This is a genomic window from Clostridium paraputrificum, assembly GCF_900447045.1.
GTDB lineage: Bacteria > Bacillota > Clostridia > Clostridiales > Clostridiaceae > Clostridium > Clostridium paraputrificum.
Window position 1 is genome coordinate 2,501 of record NZ_UAWH01000006.1, and the last position, 20,000, is coordinate 22,500.

General features: G+C 31.1%; 18 protein-coding genes, 2 tRNA genes and 2 rRNA genes (2 of these 22 running past the window's edge). 19 read left to right on the forward strand and 3 right to left on the reverse strand.

The window, feature by feature from the left end; translation table 11 throughout:
- The 7 genes from DR024_RS04640 to DR024_RS04665 all read left to right on the forward strand — a co-directional run.
- Window positions 1-2,139: ribosomal RNA gene (locus DR024_RS04640) — 23S ribosomal RNA — on the forward strand; it begins 769 nt to the left of the window's first position.
- Between the two features lie 69 nt (window positions 2,140-2,208).
- A 5S ribosomal RNA gene (gene rrf, locus DR024_RS04645) occupies window positions 2,209-2,325 on the forward strand.
- Window positions 2,326-2,335: 10 nt separating this feature from the next.
- Window positions 2,336-2,412: transfer RNA gene (locus DR024_RS04650), tRNA-Ile, on the forward strand.
- 5 nt (window positions 2,413-2,417) lie between these two features.
- A tRNA-Ala gene (locus DR024_RS04655) sits at window positions 2,418-2,493 on the forward strand.
- Between the two features lie 296 nt (window positions 2,494-2,789).
- Window positions 2,790-2,933, forward strand: a complete 144-nt coding sequence (locus DR024_RS17635) for a hypothetical protein (protein ID WP_167539566.1) — start codon at window positions 2,790-2,792, stop codon at window positions 2,931-2,933.
- Window positions 2,934-3,028: 95 nt separating this feature from the next.
- Window positions 3,029-3,472, forward strand: a complete 444-nt coding sequence (locus DR024_RS04660; protein ID WP_027099234.1) for a hypothetical protein — start codon at window positions 3,029-3,031, stop codon at window positions 3,470-3,472.
- Between the two features lie 63 nt (window positions 3,473-3,535).
- Window positions 3,536-3,988, forward strand: a complete 453-nt coding sequence (locus DR024_RS04665; protein ID WP_027099235.1) for a VanZ family protein — start codon at window positions 3,536-3,538, stop codon at window positions 3,986-3,988.
- A gap of 15 nt (window positions 3,989-4,003) precedes the next feature.
- Here DR024_RS04665 and DR024_RS04670 read toward each other — a convergent pair whose 3' ends face one another.
- Window positions 4,004-5,380: a DUF2334 domain-containing protein gene (locus tag DR024_RS04670; RefSeq protein ID WP_111918234.1), complete on the reverse strand. Its 1,377-nt coding sequence runs from the start codon at window positions 5,378-5,380 to the stop codon at window positions 4,004-4,006.
- 169 nt (window positions 5,381-5,549) lie between these two features.
- On the opposite strand from DR024_RS04670, the gene wsfD reads away from it, so the two are divergent.
- The 10 genes from wsfD to DR024_RS04720 all read left to right on the forward strand — a co-directional run bounded on the left by wsfD (window position 5,550) and on the right by DR024_RS04720 (window position 17,522).
- Window positions 5,550-7,055, forward strand: coding sequence for a glycan biosynthesis hexose transferase WsfD (wsfD, locus tag DR024_RS04675; RefSeq protein WP_027099237.1), 1,506 nt, complete (start codon window positions 5,550-5,552; stop codon window positions 7,053-7,055).
- Between the two features lie 16 nt (window positions 7,056-7,071).
- Entirely contained in the window at window positions 7,072-8,910 is a 1,839-nt protein-coding gene (locus DR024_RS04680) for an LTA synthase family protein (protein ID WP_111918236.1), read from the forward strand.
- 22 nt (window positions 8,911-8,932) lie between these two features.
- On the forward strand, window positions 8,933-9,898 hold the full coding sequence (locus DR024_RS04685; RefSeq protein ID WP_111918238.1) for a glycosyltransferase family 2 protein: 966 nt from the start codon (window positions 8,933-8,935) through the stop codon (window positions 9,896-9,898).
- A 1-nt stretch (window position 9,899) separates the two neighbouring features.
- Window positions 9,900-10,304 (forward strand): GtrA family protein, encoded by a 405-nt coding sequence (locus DR024_RS04690; RefSeq protein ID WP_111918240.1) that lies wholly within the window; start codon window positions 9,900-9,902, stop codon window positions 10,302-10,304.
- 374 nt (window positions 10,305-10,678) lie between these two features.
- On the forward strand, window positions 10,679-12,775 hold the full coding sequence (gene fusA / locus DR024_RS04695; protein WP_111918248.1) for an elongation factor G: 2,097 nt from the start codon (window positions 10,679-10,681) through the stop codon (window positions 12,773-12,775).
- Window positions 12,776-12,933: 158 nt separating this feature from the next.
- Complete coding sequence (locus DR024_RS04700; protein ID WP_027099242.1) at window positions 12,934-13,170, forward strand: hypothetical protein; 237 nt, start codon at window positions 12,934-12,936, stop codon at window positions 13,168-13,170.
- Window positions 13,171-13,258: 88 nt separating this feature from the next.
- On the forward strand, window positions 13,259-14,206 hold the full coding sequence (locus DR024_RS04705; protein WP_055185287.1) for an ROK family protein: 948 nt from the start codon (window positions 13,259-13,261) through the stop codon (window positions 14,204-14,206).
- A gap of 60 nt (window positions 14,207-14,266) precedes the next feature.
- Window positions 14,267-14,890, forward strand: a complete 624-nt coding sequence (locus tag DR024_RS04710; RefSeq protein ID WP_111918242.1) for a histidine phosphatase family protein — start codon at window positions 14,267-14,269, stop codon at window positions 14,888-14,890.
- 278 nt (window positions 14,891-15,168) lie between these two features.
- Complete coding sequence (locus DR024_RS04715) at window positions 15,169-16,410, forward strand: competence/damage-inducible protein A (protein WP_111918250.1); 1,242 nt, start codon at window positions 15,169-15,171, stop codon at window positions 16,408-16,410.
- 161 nt (window positions 16,411-16,571) lie between these two features.
- Window positions 16,572-17,522 carry a type II CAAX endopeptidase family protein gene (locus tag DR024_RS04720; protein WP_111918244.1) on the forward strand — a complete coding sequence of 317 codons (951 nt, stop codon included), beginning with the start codon at window positions 16,572-16,574 and terminating at the stop codon, window positions 17,520-17,522.
- A gap of 99 nt (window positions 17,523-17,621) precedes the next feature.
- On the opposite strand, the gene DR024_RS04725 is transcribed toward DR024_RS04720, so the two are convergent.
- Together DR024_RS04725 and DR024_RS04730 are read right to left on the reverse strand one after the other, a co-directional pair.
- Window positions 17,622-18,056 carry a hypothetical protein gene (locus DR024_RS04725; RefSeq protein ID WP_027099247.1) on the reverse strand — a complete coding sequence of 145 codons (435 nt, stop codon included), beginning with the start codon at window positions 18,054-18,056 and terminating at the stop codon, window positions 17,622-17,624.
- A 73-nt stretch (window positions 18,057-18,129) separates the two neighbouring features.
- Window positions 18,130-18,870 (reverse strand): NAD-dependent protein deacylase, encoded by a 741-nt coding sequence (locus DR024_RS04730; protein ID WP_111918246.1) that lies wholly within the window; start codon window positions 18,868-18,870, stop codon window positions 18,130-18,132.
- Window positions 18,871-19,168: 298 nt separating this feature from the next.
- Here DR024_RS04730 and DR024_RS04735 point away from each other — a divergent pair, with 298 nt between their 5' ends.
- A complete protein-coding gene (locus tag DR024_RS04735) occupies window positions 19,169-19,663 on the forward strand; it encodes a CarD family transcriptional regulator (RefSeq protein ID WP_027099249.1) in 495 nt (164 codons plus the stop codon).
- A gap of 162 nt (window positions 19,664-19,825) precedes the next feature.
- Window positions 19,826-20,000, forward strand: the 5' portion of a protein-coding gene (locus DR024_RS04740; protein WP_027099250.1) for a hypothetical protein. Its footprint extends 47 nt past the window's final position; 175 of the gene's 222 nt are visible here — the first part of the coding sequence; the start codon lies at window positions 19,826-19,828; its stop codon lies off the right edge, out of view.

A 20,000-nucleotide genomic window follows, 5' to 3' on the forward strand; every position in this document is an offset into this window, starting at 1 on the left:
CGAACCACGTTGCTGTTGAAAAAGCATGGGATGAGCTGTGGATAGCGGAGAAATTCCAATCGAACTCGGAGATAGCTGGTTCTCCTCGAAATAGCTTTAGGGCTAGCGTCGGATATGAGTAGTGGAGGTAGAGCACTGAATGGGCTAGGGGGCATAGCGCTTACCGAACCTTATCAAACTCCGAATGCCACATACTATTAGTCCGGCAGTCAGACTGCGAAAGATAAGTTCCGTAGTCAAAAGGGAAACAGCCCAGATCGTCAGCTAAGGTCCCAAAGTGTAAGTTAAGTGGAAAAGGATGTGGGATTTCTAAGACAACTAGGATGTTGGCTTAGAAGCAGCCACTCATTAAAAGAGTGCGTAATAGCTCACTAGTCGAGAGATCCTGCGCCGAAGATGTCCGGGGCTCAAACTTACCACCGAAGCTACGGGTTCACACTTATGTGTGAGCGGTAGAGGAGCGTCGTAATCGGGCTGAAGTCGTACCGTAAGGAGCGGTGGACTGATTACGAGTGAGAATGTTGGCATTAGTAGCGAGATGTGGGTGAGAATCCCACAGGCCGAATATCTAAGGTTTCCTCAGGAAGGTTCGTCCGCTGAGGGTTAGTCGGGACCTAAGCCGAGGCCGAAAGGCGTAGGCGATGGACAATCGGTTGATATTCCGATACCACTACTGATCGTTATTATCGATGGTGTGACGGAGAAGGATAGAGTGTGCTAGCTATTGGATGCTAGTCTAAGCGTTTAGGGAGTTAGGAAAGGCAAATCCATCCTAACAATTCTGAGGCGTGATGGGGAAGGTTCTACGGAACCGAAGTACTTGATTCCATGCTTCCAAGAAAAGCATCTAGAGAGAGATGTAGTGCCCGTACCGCAAACCGACACAGGTAGATGAGGAGAGAATCCTAAGGCCGGCGGAAGAATCACAGTTAAGGAACTAGGCAAATTGACCCCGTAACTTAGGGAGAAGGGGTGCCTGTGAGAGCAGGCCGCAGAGAATAGGCCCAAGCAACTGTTTAGCAAAAACACAGGTCTCTGCTAAAGCGAAAGCTGATGTATAGGGGCTGACGCCTGCCCGGTGCTGGAAGGTTAAGGGGAACACTTAGCGCAAGCGAAGGTGTGAACTTAAGCCCCAGTAAACGGCGGCCGTAACTATAACGGTCCTAAGGTAGCGAAATTCCTTGTCAGGTAAGTTCTGACCCGCACGAATGGCGTAATGACTTGGGCACTGTCTCAACTGTGAATCCGGCGAAGTTGTAGTGCGAGTGAAGATGCTCGCTACCCGCGATTGGACGGAAAGACCCCGTAGAGCTTTACTGTAGCTTAGCATTGAATTTCGGTATTGTCTGTACAGGATAGGTGGGAGACTGGGAAATCAGGGCGTCAGCCTTGATGGAGTCGTCCTTGGGATACCACCCTGACAGTACTGAGGTTCTAACTGGATGCCATGAATCTGGTGACAGGACATTGTTAGGTGGGCAGTTTGACTGGGGCGGTCGCCTCCTAAAAAGTAACGGAGGCGCCCAAAGGTTCCCTCAGAACGGTCGGAAATCGTTCGAAGAGTGCAAAGGCAGAAGGGAGCCTGACTGCGACACCCACAAGTGGAGCAGGGACGAAAGTCGGGCTTAGTGATCCGGTGGTACCTCGTGGGAGGGCCATCGCTCAACGGATAAAAGCTACCTCGGGGATAACAGGCTGATCTCCCCCAAGAGTCCACATCGACGGGGAGGTTTGGCACCTCGATGTCGGCTCGTCGCATCCTGGGGCTGAAGTAGGTCCCAAGGGTTGGGCTGTTCGCCCATTAAAGCGGCACGCGAGCTGGGTTCAGAACGTCGTGAGACAGTTCGGTCCCTATCCGTCGCGGGCGTAGGAAATTTGAGAGGAGCTGTCCTTAGTACGAGAGGACCGGGATGGACTGACCTCTGGTGCACCAGTTGTTCCGCCAGGAGCACAGCTGGGTAGCTAAGTCGGGAAGGGATAAACGCTGAAAGCATCTAAGCGTGAAGCCCACCTCAAGATGAGATTTCCCATAGCATAAGCTAGTAAGACCCCTTGAAGAACACGAGGTTGATAGGTCAGAGGTGTAAGTGCAGTAATGTATGTAGCTGACTGATACTAATAGGTCGAGGGCTTGACCAAGTTAAAAATATTTCAATAATTGTGTGCAATTTTCAGAGAATAAAATCAAAGATTTTGAATCTGAAGTAATCTGGTGATGATGGCATAGAGGAAACACTCCTTCCCATACCGAACAGGAAAGTTAAGCTCTATAGCGCCGATGGTACTGCATGGGAGACTGTGTGGGAGAGTAGGACGTTGCCAGGTTTTTAATTACGGATCTTTAGCTCAGTTGGTTAGAGCAACCGGCTCATAACCGGTAGGTCCGGGGTTCGAGTCCCTGAAGGTCCACCATTTTTGGGGGTATAGCTCAGTTGGGAGAGCACCTGCCTTGCACGCAGGGGGTCAAGAGTTCGAATCTCTTTATCTCCACCATAAGGACTACGTATGTAGTCCTTTTTTATTTTGCGTGAAAAAGGAAGAAAATAAAGTGGAAAGCAGCTGCTTGGCAAAGAACTACGCATGTAGTTTTTTTATTTTAAAGAAATAGGCATAATTGTGTTATAATATGGAATAAAATAACTAAAGATAATTATATACAATAGCTTTTGTATTTTATATAATTTAGTTATAGATATTTTTTGGATACGTTATCAATAAAAAGATTATATTTAAAAGCTTTGTTAATATATGATATTAAATAATTCTCTTATGGGTGGGGAGTGTATAAAGTGCATAAATTAGAGCTGTTGAAAGATAAACTTAAAGAGTTAAAATTAGAAAAGAGAAGATTGTTATTATCAGGAAAAAAAACTGAAGAAGTAGATATAAAAATAAAAGAGATAGAAATTGAGATAAAACAAGAAGATAAATAATAAAAACTTTTATTGAGTAGTTATAAATTTGAATTAACAATCATATTAAATGATAAGATGAGATTCAAATATATTGCTCAAAAGGAGTGAAGTTTATGATAAGGACAGTAGTGTGCCAAAGAGAAGGGTGTTGTGGAAATAAGTTTCATATCGAAACTATAGACAATAATCTAGAAATAACTTGTAAAGAGTGTGGATCTAAATACTTATTTGATGTTAGCTATTATGACTTTGTAATGCTTTCTAATTGCTCATCATGTAATAATGATACTTTCAAGCTATTTAGAGATGTTGAGAAGGAAGGCATATATGCAAAATGTAGTGAATGTGGAGAACCGCCAGAAAAGATATATATAGATGCTGATGGAATTCAAGTATCTTATGAAGGAAAATTACTACATGATATAAAGGAGTTAATGTATCAAGTTGATCAAAGAGTTTGTAATTTAGAAATTAAGGTTGAATCAATGGAGCATAGCCAAGAGGTACTAGAAGAATCATTAGCATATATAAATAAATATATTGTAGATCAGCGCTAAATTAGAAAATAAATGATATCTAGTGTATAATTATACTTATAATTTTTATGCTAGGAGATTTATATGAAAGATAGGAATAAAAAAGTAGTAAGATGGGGTTTATTTTTAGGATGGATGATTTTTATATTTTATATGTCTCATCAGCCTGGAGATAAGTCTAGTGAACAAAGTAAGTTTGTACTATATATTTTTAATTTATTAGGATTAAAATTGGATAACTATTTCGGAGAATTAGCAACTTTAGTTATAAGAAAGGGTGCACATTTTACAGAATATTTTATCTTATTTATCTTAACATATAATGTTATAAGTTTATATGTAATAGAGAGAAAATCTAGATTTTATTCAATAATACTTGTATTTTTATATGCATGTTCTGATGAATTTCACCAGTCATTTATACCTGGAAGAGGACCGGCTTTTAAAGATGTTATGATTGATACATCAGGAGGAATTTTAGGATATTTTTGTGTAAGCATATACAATAGAATCATTAGAAAAAGAAGGGAGTTATAGTTAAACTATAACTCCTTAATTTTTTAACTCCGTTACATGTGTAGTTATATATTTATTCTCATTAAGAGATTTTACTATTTGTTGAAGTGGAGATTCTATAGAGTAGTTTACGTCAAATACATTGTTAGATGTATCAACTTCTATAAAATCTAATTCCTTTGTAGAATGATAAAAAAAGCTTGCTAATAATCCAGGAGTAGGTTTATTTAACTTTTTTATTATTGGATTAGCATCTAAGTCTCTTACGTAGCTTAAAGGCGTAGGAATATATAAGTTATTGTTTTTAGTTTTTTGTAGTTTAGTATATATCAAATAATTCTTTGGTTCATAAATATATTGAAAGTATTCTTCTATAACAGATTTTTGTGCAGAAGATGCTTTATAGTGTGAACTTTCAAAAAAGCCAAAAGGTATATTTAATGCAGTAGCAGTATCGATAGCATTTTCGATTACGGCTCTAGTTTCCTCCTCTGAGCTATTAATTTTACGGGAAAGTTCAGTTCCAACAGCACTTCTAGAATCTCTAGCCTGATGAGTATAGCCATGTAATCCTATTAATGCACCATGGTTAATAAAGTAATCTAATAGATTTATAAAAGCAGCATTTTCAAATGTATCAACAGTTAATAAATCATTGTCAATATTGTCATTAGGAGCTTTAAATCTAGGTATCCATGCAATATGATATTTAATTCCTGAATTACTTAAAAAGTTTGCCATTGCTTTAAATTTAGGTTGATTAGTTTCTGATGATATTCCTTCACCAGCTGTAAAATCTTCTAGCCTAACTAAAGCTATTTTCCCATTGGAACTTTTTTTAGAAGAATTATTTTGTAGATTATTTTGGGGAGCTTTAAAAATATTAATAGTCTGATTTTCGAATGTATAAACTGAAATTAAATTAAATACCTCTTCTATATCTGATATAGAAATAAAAGCTTGGTTATTTTTGGTTAATATATTACCTCTTAAATATAAGGACTCATTTCCTTTGGTATAAGAGTTTTCATTTAAAGTAATAGTGTGATTAGAATTTGAGATAGTAAAAGTATTATTTGATTTAGTGAGATTATATCCAAGCGTTTTACATACATAATCTAGGGGAATATAGTGTCTTTGTGATTTTTTTATGACGGGTATGGAGGCATCAATATTACTTAGAATGTTAACTTTAACATCTGAAACCAATTCTTCTTTTGTATTTTTAAAGTTTAACTTAGGTGTATAGGAAGATTTAAAGTCATCATTAGGTAATAATTTAGATTGTACTTTATTATCTTTTACTGTTACAAATCCTTGGAAAAAGCTAAAGTAAAATAATATTCCATATAAAATTGCAATAGAGAGTATAGATAATAATGTAGATAATATAATTTTTTTCTTTTTGCTCATTTTATACTCCTTAATTTATAATAATTCAATAAAAATTATAGCATAAATAGGTATTATTATATAAATGATTACAAAACTTAAGAAAATATTTATAAACATACAATAAAATACATTGCTAAAAATGATATAATGAAAAGTAATGTGGTTTATTATATGGAGGATAAAATAAATGAAGTTAAAGGATAATATAAAAAATAACTATACTAAATATATCATAGGTACTTTTATTATAATATCAGCTTTACTAATAGCTTATATATTATTTAAGTATCCGCAAGTTGGAGTTGCTGATCAAGGAGATTTTGATAGAGTTATGGGATTATCAGGATTATCTTTATTAGATTCAGATAAAATGAATCCTGATTTTAAACGTTTCTATGATTATATTGTTACTGACTACAAGATTAATACAAATATATTTACTTTACTTATTACGCTATTTGGATCAAGTATGGGGTACTTAATAACATTTATATCTTATATATGTAAGGTTTTAGGGCAAGAAGTATTTAAAACACAATATTTAGCTATTGCTTATGCAATAATATATATATCTTCTATTGCTATTATTTTAAAGAACTTAAATATAAAAAGTAAACTTAAATTAACTATTGTTGCGTTAGTTAGCATTTTTGTATTTATGGATGGAAATTATATACTATGGTTTAATAGTTTATATGGAGAACCAATGATGTTATGTACATTATTGCTATTTATAGGGACATTTTTATACTATATTAATTGTAAATATGTAAGGCATGACGAAAGTAATATAGCATCTAAAATTTCGCTAGTATATATAGGTGCATTTATGTTCTTAGGATCAAAGATGCAGGTATTTACCACTTTACCATTTGTAGTAATACTGTTATGTAAGATCCTTTGGGATAATAGAAAGATATTAACACGTAAGAATTTAATATTATTATCAGTATTTTTAGCTGTGGTAGTAATCTATCCAGTTCAAATAAATATGGTAAATAAGAATATAAGTAAAGATACTCAATATAATTCTGTGTTTTATGGCGTTCTTAATGGATCAGAAACGCCTGAACAGGATTTAATAGATCTTGGACTTAATCCAGATATGGCAGGAGAAGCAGGAAAACATTCTTATTTAGATGCAAGTGAATATGTTAAATATATACCTAGAACGCCAATAACTGAGGAAGAGTTTTATAGTAAAATAAGTAATGGAAAGCTAGCTAAATTTTATTTAACTCATCCTAAAAGATTAATAGAGGGAATGCAGTATACAGCAGGAAAAGCTTTTATTACTAGTACGTCTTTAGGAAAGTGTTATAGAGCTGACAGTGAAGAACCAGTAAGAGAATTTAATAGATTTACTACGTGGTCTAATTTTAGAGAGACAAAATTACCAACAAAGTTATGGTTTATACTATCAGTATTTATAGGTATATTTATAGTATCTTTAATCAAGTTTATAAAGAGTTCAGGAAACGAAGAAGTTAGAAATAAGATATTATTGTTATGGGGAATAATGTTAATAGGCGGAATACAGTTCCCAATGCCTTTTGTAGGAAATGGGCAAGCAGATACAGCTAAACAATTATATCTATTTAATTTTGTGTTTGATATATTATTAATTATAGGAGTACTTTGGAGTTTATTTAAATTAATTGACTTTATTAAAGATAAAATAGTAAAGAGATAGGGAAGGGCAACAATTTATGAATTTAAAGGATAAAATAAATGATATTAAGTTTTATAAAAGAAGAGTGTTTTTAGCGGAAATAAGTAAATTTAGATTTGTTACAATAATAGATATGTTATTAAAGTCTCTTATATTTATGACATTAGTTGAAGTAAGTTCTGCGGATAAAATTAAATTTAGTAATATAGGCTTTAAGTTTATATTTGTTTACTTAGCTTTTATATTATTATTTTATTCATTTGGATATTTATTTTCAAAAAATAAACAGATTGTATATTATATTATTTTAAATATATTATTCAGTACTTTATTGATAGCAGATTTATGGTACTTTAGAGTAAATAGAGATTTTTTAGGATTAAAAAATATATTCTTTTCGGGTACATTTAATCCAGTAGGAGAATCTTTATATCAATTTAAAACTATAGATTTATTATTTGTTATAGATATAGTTGCCATAATTTTATTTGTCTTCATAAAGAAGATAAGAAGTACTGAATCAAGAAGTTTCGGAAAGTTCCTTTTTACTCTTAGGCATGTAGCAATTATTTTGTTAATATCATTTGTATGTATAGATGTATTAAGTATTAGTGGATGGTCTAACAGAATGCTTACTAAAAGATGGACGACGCTGATGTCTGCAAGAGCATCAGGACCAATAGGATATCATCTTATAGAGTCAGCTAGAACTTTATCTAAAGTAATGAATCCTTTGTCAAATAGTGAAAAAGATGAGATAGAGCAGTGGTTAGCTTATAATAGAGAAGATTTAGAGCCAAATGAATATAGTGGAGTTGCAAAAGGAAAGAATGTAATATTTATTCAGGTAGAGTCTTTAGAGAATTTTGTTATAAACAAGAGTGTAAATGGAAAAGAGATATCTCCATTTTTAAATAAGCTTACAAGAGAGGGCTTGTATTTTAACAATATATATGAACAAAATAATGCAGGTAATAGTATAGACTGCGATTTCATGGTTAATACATCTATATATCCATTAGGTGATAAAATAACAGCATTAAATTATGGTGAGAATGTTTATTCTAATTCTTTGCCTAGAATATTAGAGGGGGAAGGATATAAAACAATATCATCTCACGCAGAAGAAATTGGAGAATTTAACTGGACAGAGTTGCATAAAAATGGATTTGGAATTGAGACTATGTGGGATATTGGAGATTATGTTTATGAAGAGACTGTAGGATACGGATTATCTGATAAAAGCTTTTTAACGCAAGTTTCTAATAAATTAAAAGGTGTACAAGAACCTTTCTTCTTTCAAGCGCCTACAATGTCTAATCATGGTCCATTTGAAATTGATGAGAAATATAGAGAGTTAGACTTACCTGAAGAAGTTGATGAGAGCTATTTAGGTGGATATTTTGAGAGCGTAAGATATACAGATAGGCAGATAGAAATGTTTTTTGAGAAATTAGATGAAATGGGTATATTAGATAATACAATGATTGTATTATATGGGGATCATGCTGGAGTTCATAAATATTATAATGATGATATACAAAAACTAGATTATGAAGGAAACTGGTGGAAAGAATATGATAATAAAATTCCTTTAATTATATATTCAAAAGGTATTAAGCCAAGCGTTATAGAGGCAAGTGGGGGACAAGTAGATATCCCAACTACTATTGCATATTTACTTGGTATTGATAAGGATAAGTATTTAAATACATCTATGGGAAGAGTATTGGTTAATACAAATAGAGATGCTACAATAATAAAAGGGAATGAAATTAAAGGAAACGTTAAAAATGAAGAGGAATTAGAACATTTATTAAAGTCATATGAGATAGGTGAAAAAATTATAAAGAATAATTATTTTGGAAGAGAGTAAAATCTTTATGGAGGATTAGAAAATGAAAGAAGTATTATATTTGGTAGTGCCTTGTTATAATGAAGAAGAAGTATTACATGAAACTGCTAAAAGATTATTAGAAAAGATTAATGTAATGATAAAAAATGAGGTTGTATCTGAAGAAAGTAAGATTCTATTTGTTAATGATGGATCTAAAGATAAAACTTGGAGCATTATACAAGAGCTTCATGAACAAAATAACATTTTTAGTGGTGTTAATTTATCAAGAAATAAGGGGCATCAAAATGCATTGTTAGCTGGTCTTATGACTGCTAAAGAATATGCGGATATGACAATATCATTAGATGCAGACTTGCAAGATGATATAGATGTAATAGATAAGTTTGTAGAAGAATACTATAATGGCAGTGATGTAGTTTATGGAGTAAGATCTTCAAGAAAGACAGATACTTTCTTTAAAAGGACAACAGCTCTTGGATTTTATAAGTTTATGAATATGTTAGGTGTAGATGTAATGTATAATCATGCAGATTATAGACTTATGAGTAAGAGAGCTTTAGAAGGTCTAAGTCAGTTTAAAGAAGTAAATCTATTCCTTAGAGGAATTGTTCCTTTAATAGGATATAGATATTCTGTAGTAGAATATGAGAGACATGAGAGATTTGCAGGAGAATCAAAGTATCCTCTTAAGAAGATGCTTGCATTTGCTTGGGATGGAATTACATCATTTAGTGTAAAGCCTATAAGAATAATAACAGGATTAGGATTTTCTATATTTGCACTAAGTTTTATAGCCTTAATATATTCATTAGTTGTTAAGTTTATGGGAAATACTGAAGCTGGATGGACATCAATAACTATATCTATTTGGATGATTGGTGGAATACAATTATTATCTCTAGGAGTTATTGGAGAGTATATAGGAAAGATATACAACGAGACTAAGCAAAGACCAAGATTTATAATAGCAGATAAATTAATAAATAATGAAGAAAGAGATAATTAGTATGGAATCTTTAATTAATAGGATAAAAGAAGTATTTTTTTCTAAACAATTTATAATGTTTGTTTTTATAGGTGTAATAAACACATTTAATGGAGTGGTGTTTTCATACATATATTCTAGTTTTTTGAATGAGAATATTGCATTTATATTTGGATATATTTCAGGTTTAGTAATATCTTATATATTAAATAGTTATGTTACTTTTAAAGAGAAGTTAGAATTTAATAAATTCATTAAATTTACAATTTCGTATATTCCTAACTTTATTATTCAAAATATTGTAGTTTTCATAGTATTTAATATGATGGGATTACATAAATTAATTGCTTATGGATTAGCTGCAGTAATTGGAGTCCCAATAACATTTGTGTTTATGAAGTTTTTTGCATTTAAAAAGAATAAATAGTTTTAAAGATTAAGCAAATTTTGCTTAATCTTTTTTTATGTCTATGAAAATATAAAAACAAGAAAAATAAATATCCATACTACCTTTTTATTTACTATTTTGCAGTTTTTAGTATACATGGAGAAAATGATGGCAAAAATACTAGTAAGAAAATTCTGAAAATTCAAATAAGTTAAGAGGATATGAATGCTCTATATAGAATATATAAAATGTAATATCTTAGTTTCGATATAAGGCAAGGACTATTTTATGGAGTGATAACATAAAAATTATAGTATAAGTTAGCTCATGATTTATATTAATCAAAAAGTCTATATATAGGAAAGGTGGGTGAAAGTCAAAGGTTAATAAATATTAATACTTTGACGAAAATAATGAAAGACTATTCTATTAACAATCTTAGAAATTTAGGGATTATAGGACACAGTTCTTCAGGAAAAACTTCACTAACAGAGGCCTTATTGTACTACTCTAAGGTTACGGATCGCTTAGGTAGAGTAGAAGATGGAACAACAATATCTGACTTTGATCAAGAAGAGAAGAAAAGAGGAATATCTTTATCATCTTCAGTAATTCCATTGGAATGGGAAAAAATAAAGATTAATTTAGTTGATATTCCAGGATATTTTGATTTTGTTGGAGAAAGCATTCAAGGTATGAGAGCTGTAGATGTTGCAATGATTGTAGTTTGTGGTGTTGCAGGTGCTCAAGTAGGAACAGAGCAAGCGTGGGATTATTGTAATAAGATAAAGTTACCAAGAACATTTTTTATAAATAAGTTAGATAGAGAGCATTCAGATTTTGATAAGGTTCTGCAAAACCTTAAAGAGCAATTTGGAATTAGTGTTGTTCCTATACAATATCCAATCGGTAAAGAAAATAACTTTAATGGAGTTATTAATGTGATAACTAAGAGAGCAAGAGTTTATAATCCAAAAACTAAGATGATGGAGGTAGCAGAAATCCCACCAGAATTAGTTGATAAGGTTGATGAATGTAAACAAATGATTATGGAGTCAGTAGCAGAAACTGATGAGGTGTTATTAGAAAAATATTTTAGTGAGGGCGAACTAAGTGATTTAGAAATATATGAAGGCTTAATAAATGGATGTGCGTCAGGTGATATAGCCCCTGTTATGTGTGGTTCTGCTACAAAAATTATAGGAATAAATACATTGTTAGAAGATATAGTTGAATGTTTTCCATCACCTAAATATGCAATACCACAAAAAGCATTAAATATTGAGTCAAATAAGGAAGAATTTATTCAATTAAGTGAAGATAAACCGTTTTCAGCCATGGTATTTAAGACTATAGCGGATCCATTTGTAGGTAAGATTTCTTTATTTAGAGTAATTACAGGTAAGTTGAATGGATATATGACTGTAGTAAATACTAATAAAAATAAGATGGAGAAATTAACTCATGTATTTTTTATGAGAGGCAAGAATCAAGTTCCAGCAGATAAAGTTATAGCTGGAGATATTGGAGCAGTAGCTAAGCTACAATACACATCTACAGGGGATACTTTATGTGATCAATCTTGTAAAATAATTTATGATAAAATGAATTTTCCTAATACGGTAATGTCAATGGCGGTTTTGCCAAAAAGTAAGGGGGATGAGGATAAGATATCTCTAGCATTAAGTAAGTTACAAGATGAAGATCCAGTATTTAATGTAAGTAGAGATATAGAAAATGCAGAAACAATAATTTCAGGACTTGGAGAAGTTCATTTAGAGGTTATAGCTTCTAAGTTAAAAAATAAGTTTGGAGTAGAGGTACAGCTTAGAAGACCTAAAATACCATATAGAGAAACAATAAAAGGAAGTGCAGATGTACAAGGAAAGCATAAGAAACAATCCGGTGGACATGGTCAATACGGAGATGTAAAAATTCTATTTGAGCCTCGTAATGATGGTGAAAAAGATTTAGAATTTGTGGATAAGGTAGTAGGAGGAGTAGTGCCTAGAAACTTTATTCCAGCAGTTGAAAAGGGCTTGAGAGATTGTATAAAGCATGGTATTTTAGCAGGATATCCTGTTATAGGATTAAGAGCAACATTACATGATGGCTCTTATCATCCTGTAGATTCTTCTGAAATGGCATTTAAGATTGCTGCATCAATTGCATATAAAAAAGGTTTAGAGGGTGCAAAGCCAATTTTGCTAGAACCAATTATGCACATAGAAATTTTAATCCCAGAAGAATATATGGGAGATGTAATTGGTGATATAAATAAGAAGCGTGGAAGAGTACTAGGAATGGAGCCATGTGGTAAACTTCAGAAACTTGTTGTGGAAGCACCAATGGCAGAGTTATTTAAATTTGCTACAGATTTAAGGTCTATAACTCAAGGTAGAGGAAGCTTTGATTTGAAAATAGAAAGATATGAAGAGGTTCCACCTACAGAAGCAATAAAAATAGTAGAGAAGACCAATGAGGAAAAAGAATTGAAAAATGAAGCTTAATATCTATGGAGGGTGGTAAATTTTACACCCTCCATTTTTGTTGTCACTGTGAATATAAGTAAGTACATAGGAGAAAATAGTTATGTAAGGAGAATAAAAAAATAGTTGTAGAATATACTTATATAGATTAGGGAGATAGGTACATTAGGAGGAGGATTATGTCAGATTATAGGATGGAAATAAAAGGTCAAATTGGACTAAGTGATTATAGTAATATATACGATTATTTAGGTATAGTTGAAGATGATGATGTTTTTACAATTAAATTTGATAACAGTAATAAACATGATATAGATATTATTAATTCAATGCTTAAGGGGAGTTCATTTAATATTAAAGAAGAAGGATATGATAATTTGGGAAATTATTATATTAATACATATAAAAGAAAATAATTTATATTTATAGGGTTTATTTATTATTTAAAAGGATTTAGAATAATAATATAAACCCTTTAATATTTTACCATATGAGGAGGCAATCATGAAAAAGTATGTAATAGGTGTAGATTTAGGTGGTACGAAAATAAGTACAGCTATATCAACTATAGAAGGAAATATATTAGCAAATGTAGTATTACCTACTAAAGCTGAAGAAGGAGAAGCAGCTGTATTAGGAAGAATAGTACAATCAATTGATGAAGTAATTGTTGGATCAAGTACTTCAATAGATGAAATAGAAGCTATTGGAATAGGTTCACCAGGACCTTTAGATGCGAAGAAAGGAATAATAATAACAACTCCGAATCTTCCTTTTAAAAATTACAATTTAGTACAACCTTTAAAAGAAAAATATAATATTCCGGTATATTTAGATAACGATGCTAATGCTGCAGCAATAGGAGAGTATATGTTTGGTGCTGGAAAAGGTAAAAATAGTATAGTGTATTTTACAGTTAGTACTGGAGTAGGTGGAGGAGCAGTATTGGATGGTAAAGTATACAGAGGTCATACATCTAATGCATTAGAAATCGGACATACTACAGTAGATCCTAACGGACCTAGATGTAACTGTGGAAACTTAGGTTGTTTAGAAGCAATGTCATCAGGAACAGCAATAGCTAAAAAAGGTAAAGAAGCTGTTTCAACTAATGTTGAGACGAGCTTAAAAAAGCATGACACTGTTACTTCATATGAAGTATTTAAAGAAGCGGAAGCTGGAGACGAAGTTGCAAAAGATATAATAGATAATGCCTTAACATATCTAGGAATTGGTGTGGCAAATGCAATAGCTACATTTGACCCAGAGATGATAATAATAGGCGGGGGAGTATCAAAGGCTGGTGATATAGTGTTTGATACTGTAAAAAAGGTTGTTAATAAGAGATGCTTTAAGAGTATGGCTGAAAGTTGTGAAATAGTTCCTGCTGGACTTGGTTCAGATGCAGGAGTAGTTGGTGCAGTTGCATTAGCTATAATAGAGAGTAGGTAGTTATAATAATAATCCCAATAGTAAATGCTATTGGGATTTACTATTGGGAGGGACACTATTATGATTACAGTTTATTTAACTAGACATGGACAAACTGTTTGGAATTTAGATAAAAGATTACAAGGGTCTGGAAATTCAGATTTAACTGATCATGGAGTTGAGCAGGCAGAGCAGTTAAAAAAAAGAGTAGATGGCCTTAAATTAGATGTTATATATACTAGTCCATTAGAGAGGGCGAGAAAAACAGCTAATATAATTAAGGGAAATAGAAATATAGAAATAATAGAAGTAGATGCTTTTAAAGAAATAAGCTTTGGAGAATATGAGGGCCATACAGAAGAGGAACTATTAAAGGTAGGAAGAGGAAAAGAAATAAAAGAAATTTTTAATGGGAATATGGATATAAAGGCTCCAGGTGGAGAATCTTTAATAAATCTATATGATAGAGTAGGGGAAGCTTTAGAGAATATATTAAAAAATAGTATAAATAAAAAAATATTAATTGTAGCTCATGGCATGACATTAAAAGCTGTGATGAACTATTTTAATAAAGGAAATGGATTTTATAAAGAAATAATGGGACAAGCATCCCTTACAAAAATTAACTGTTATAAGGATGAATTTCAGTTTGAATATATAAATGATACAAGTCATATTAACAAAAAAATAAATTCAGGTTGGTAGAATATTTTTGTGAATAATTTTGCTAGGTACTACATATGTTAGAGATGTAGGTACTAAATTCTTTTTCCTCATACATATTTTTCTTAACTATTTATTAATTAATGTTGTAAACTATTTTACTTTACACAGTAATGTAGTGGGGAAAAGAATTTTTTATATATGCTATCCCTAATTATTATTAGGGATAGCTCATATGTTGAATGTTTAGGGGAGTCTATGACTCCCTTAAATTATTTGTGTTATAATGTATGTTAATAAAAGGAAGAGGTGAGGTTTTAATGAAGGCAGAAATATTAGCTGTAGGAACAGAGATATTATTAGGAGATATTATAAATACTAATGCACAATTCATATCTAAAGAATTAGCTTCATTAGGAATAGATGTATACCGACAAGAAGTAATTGGTGATAATGAAGATAGATTATTAGAAGCAATAGAAGAAATATTTCAGAGAAGTGATATTTTAATATGTACTGGTGGACTTGGACCTACAGAGGATGATTTAACTAAAGAAACAATATGTAAGTATTTTAATGCTGACTTAGAGTTACATGAAGAATCTCTTGAAGAGTTAAAAAATTACTATAAGAGGTTAGATAGACCGATGACAGAAAGTAATCTTAAGCAAGTTTATTTTCCTAAGGAATCAAAAGTCTTATCAAATCCAAATGGGACAGCTCCAGGAATGATTTTAGAGAAGAATGATAAAGTGGCTGTTATACTTCCAGGACCTCCTAGAGAAATGAAACCTATGTTTTTAAATTATGTAAAGGCATATTTAAAAGATAAAGGTAATGGAGTTATAATATCTGAAGTATTAAGAGTATTAGGTGTTGGAGAAAGTACAGCAGCTAATATGATTAAAGATTTTATTAATAATGGAGTTAATCCAACAGTTGCACCTTATGCAAAGGAAGATGATGTAATATTTAGGATTACTGCTAGAGGTAAGAGTGAAGAAGAGGGAAGAAAACTTATAGCACCTGTAAAAGAGGAAATAAAAAGAGTATTTAATTTAGATTGCTATGGAGAGGGTGAAGAGCTAACAATCGAAGAAGTTCTAGGAAAATTGTTAGTAGATAGAAAACTTACCATATCAACAGCTGAATCTTGTACAGGTGGAATGATAGCTAGCAGATTAATTAATTATCCAGGAATATCTGAGGTGTTTCTAGAAGGTGCTGTAACTTATTCTAATGAAGCAAAGGAAAGAACTCTAAATGTAAAGAAGAAAACTTTAGATACTTATGGAGCTGTTAGTGAGGAAACAGCAAAGGAAATGGCTATTGGTATATCAAAAAGAACTGGTTCAGATATATCGGTTGTTACAACAGGAATAGCAGGTCCTGGTGGTGGTTCAGAAGAAAAGCCTGTTGGATTAGTATATATAGGGCTATATTATAAAGGAAATGTAAAAGCATTTAAATATATATTTAATGGAAATAGGCATAATGTAAGAACAAAAGCTACTGTTACAGCATTAGATTTAGTTAGAAGGGAAATTTTAAAGGATAATTAGTTATTAAAAGTGAAACAATCCCTCTTATGCTTAATATAAACACAAAAGGGATTGAAACGTATATAAATAAAATGGGGGAGAGGCGATTATAAAAAGCGTCTCGCTTCATATATAATTATTTCCTCAGTATACAAGAATTATTCATAAAATAGGAGAGAGAGATGAGTAAATTACAAAGATCTAACATATATTTCTTAATTTTAGTGCTATTAACAATATTTTTACCTGAATATTTGATAAAAACATATTTGTTAGTAGGGATAAAAGATATAAGAATAATGCAATTTTTAAATCACGTTATTTTATTTTTAGTACCTGCAATAATTTATGTTATTGTTACTAAAGTAAATATAAAGGAAACATTTAGATTAAATAAAATACATTTAAAAGACTTATTATTAATAATTTTAATTGCATTTGTTTGCTATCCGTTAATGGGGTGCATATCTGCTATATCTCAGATGTTTTTTACAAATAATATAGGAACATTTATGGCTGCTATTGCAGATACTCCATATTGGGCTATGTTATTACTTATGGCAGTTACCCCTGCAATAACAGAAGAGATAACTTTAAGGGGAGTTGTTCTATCAGGGTATGATAACCAGTCTAAATTTAAAGCAGCACTAATAACAGGTATTTTATTTGGTATATTTCATATGGATTTTCAACAGTTTTTATATGCTACAGCATTAGGTTTTATTTTTGCATATATAGTTAGAATTACAAATAGTATTTTTTCCTCAGTAATAATGCATTTTATAATTAATGGAATATCAGTAACTGCGCAAAAGGTATTGTTTTCTGCAGAAGAATTAATTTCTCAAGTAGTAGAGGAACCATCTTTAATGGATTTAAGTTTTAATATGAAGCTTACTTATATGTCTACTTATATATTAGTAGGAGTAGCTTTCGGAGTATTGGTATATAAGCTTATTCATAAACTTGAAGTATGGAACATAGAAAGACAAGGAGTACCAGATGAAATTGGTGAATCTAATTATTTAAGAGATGTAAGTGATGAACCTAAGGAAAGTGTAATCAATTGGTCTTTTATATTAATTGTAGTAATATATTTAGCCTTTATGATTTATGATGTATATATTAGATAATAAAAAAGCTATCTTCTATGATAGCTTTTCTTATATTTAAGTATTGACTAAGATTATACTTAGAGATTTATTAATAACTATTGTGGGATAGCATTAAAACTAAAAACTTTTAGTAATATTTCTTGAATTATTATAAAACAAAGAGAAATCACTTTGCTTTACCCAACCTCTAGAGTTTATGTTGCTATCTATAGGTAGTGCAACATAGAACCATGTATCTCTTAGAACCTCAGCTTTATCTAAAATTTTGACTTCCATTTTTACCTGTGTTGTTTGAAGTAGGTTTGAACTTTCTATAGGAGCAATCAAAACATTAGATTTTTCTTTAAGTAAACCAGTATAGTTCGTCGGTATAAGATATTTTATTTGAATAGATTCCTTAGTTCTAGTAAATTTAGAAAGTTTAGATCTTAAGTTATTGTTTTGGCTATTTGCAACTAAAAGTTGATGCTTTAAGATTGATTGTTTTCTATCAAAATAAAATATTGTTATAATAAGTGCTATAAGTAAAATTAAAAATATAATATACTTCATAGAAATGCTCCTTAATAGCTATACAATATAAATATATTTATCTATTAACAAAACATACCTAAAAGATAAGTTACTATTTAAAAAAATTAACTGCTTTTCCTAATACTTTTCCAATGGAGTCATGAATAACAAGGTTAGCTTTATTATCAGCAGTGGTTGAACTCTTATTTATAAGAATTAGATTCTTGCCTTTAAAATAATTAATAAGTCCAGCTGCAGGATATACAACTAAAGAAGTACCTCCAATTATAAGTGTATCAGCTTTAGAGATTGCGCTTATTGCTCCTTGTATAGTAGACTCATCTAATCCTTCCTCATAAAGAACTACATCAGGTTTTACAGTTCCGCCACATTTAGAGCATATAGGAATTCCATCTGATTCTAAAATAAACTTTTCATCATAAAATTCATGACAGCTTATACAATAGTTTCTTAAGACAGAGCCATGAAGTTCAAATACATTTTTAGATCCAGCTGATTGGTGTAAGCCATCAATGTTTTGAGTAACTATAGCTTTAAGTTTACTCATTTCTTCAAGTTTGGCTAAAGCTATATGTGCCTCATTGGGTTTAGCATTAGGATATATAAGTTTTGATTTGTAGAAATTATAGAATTCCTTTGGATATCTTATGAAAAATGTATGTGAAACCAGTTGTTCAGGAGTAAATGTAATATTTAGTTTTTCATTAAAAAGACCATTAGAACTTCTAAAGTCAGGAATTCCGCTTTCTGTTGAAACACCTGCTCCACCGAAGAATACTATATTGTTACTATCTTTAAAAATTTGAATTAATTTTTCTATTTCAGTATTCATAAAATCATCTCCATAAATATTTATAATTTTATTATTGCACAAATATAATAAAAAATAAAACATACAGAAATTTGGTGTTAAAGATAGCTTTAAAAGTAAATAAAAAAAGTTTTACTTACATAATACTTTCAAATATGTTAAAATAAAGATACAACGAGTAGTTTTTGCAACGTAAGTCCTGTTGTGAAGGCTATTTTTTTATGTTGGCGTAATTTTTTTAACTGCCTAAGTTAACTCTATATAAAGCTATTAGTAACTTCAGGTAATTAAAGTTTTATGTAAGGAAGGAGACGATTTTATGTTTAAGGTTAATGATTACGTTATGTATGGAATGACAGGAGCATGTAAGGTTATTGATATAAAGAAGGAAAAGTTCATGAACAATGAACAAAAAGAATGCTACGTGTTAAGTCCTATTTACTCTAAAAATATGACAATAAAAATTCCAGTAGATAATAAGAAAGTAATTATTAGAGGTATACACTCTGAAGAAGAGGTAGAGTCATTAATGGAGAAAGTGTCTGATATGGATTTATTTTGGGTAGACAATGATAAAGAAAGATCAGAAACATTTAAGTCAATGTTGAAGAATGGAGAATGTGAAGATTTAATCACAATAGTTAAGAGCATTTACTCCAATAAGAAGAACAAGGTGTCAGGTAAAAAGACAAATAAAAATGATGATGAGGTTATGAAGACAGCAGAAAACTTATTGAATGAAGAATTTTCAATTAGTTTAGGAATAGAGAAAGAAAATGTTAAGTCTTATATACTTAGTCATATTAATCAATAATATAATCTTACGGTAAAAAGATGGTGAATTAATGAATATCACCATCTTTTTGATTTCTAGTCCATAATTAGAAAAGCTTTATAGAATAATATGATTCTAATTAATAATATAGATAAGTTATACATATAATTAATAAGTAATATTGTAGTAAGGAGTAGATTGATGAGCATATATGATTTGTCTGGAGAGCAGCTTTTAACTTTATCTTGGCTTATTGCAACAAAAAGTGTACAAGGATTATCTTTAGCTGAACAAGATGTTTTAGGATATTTTTTTACATCAGTAGGTGAAAATATCTTATTAATACGTGCTCAAAATGAATTGCTTACAGATGTAC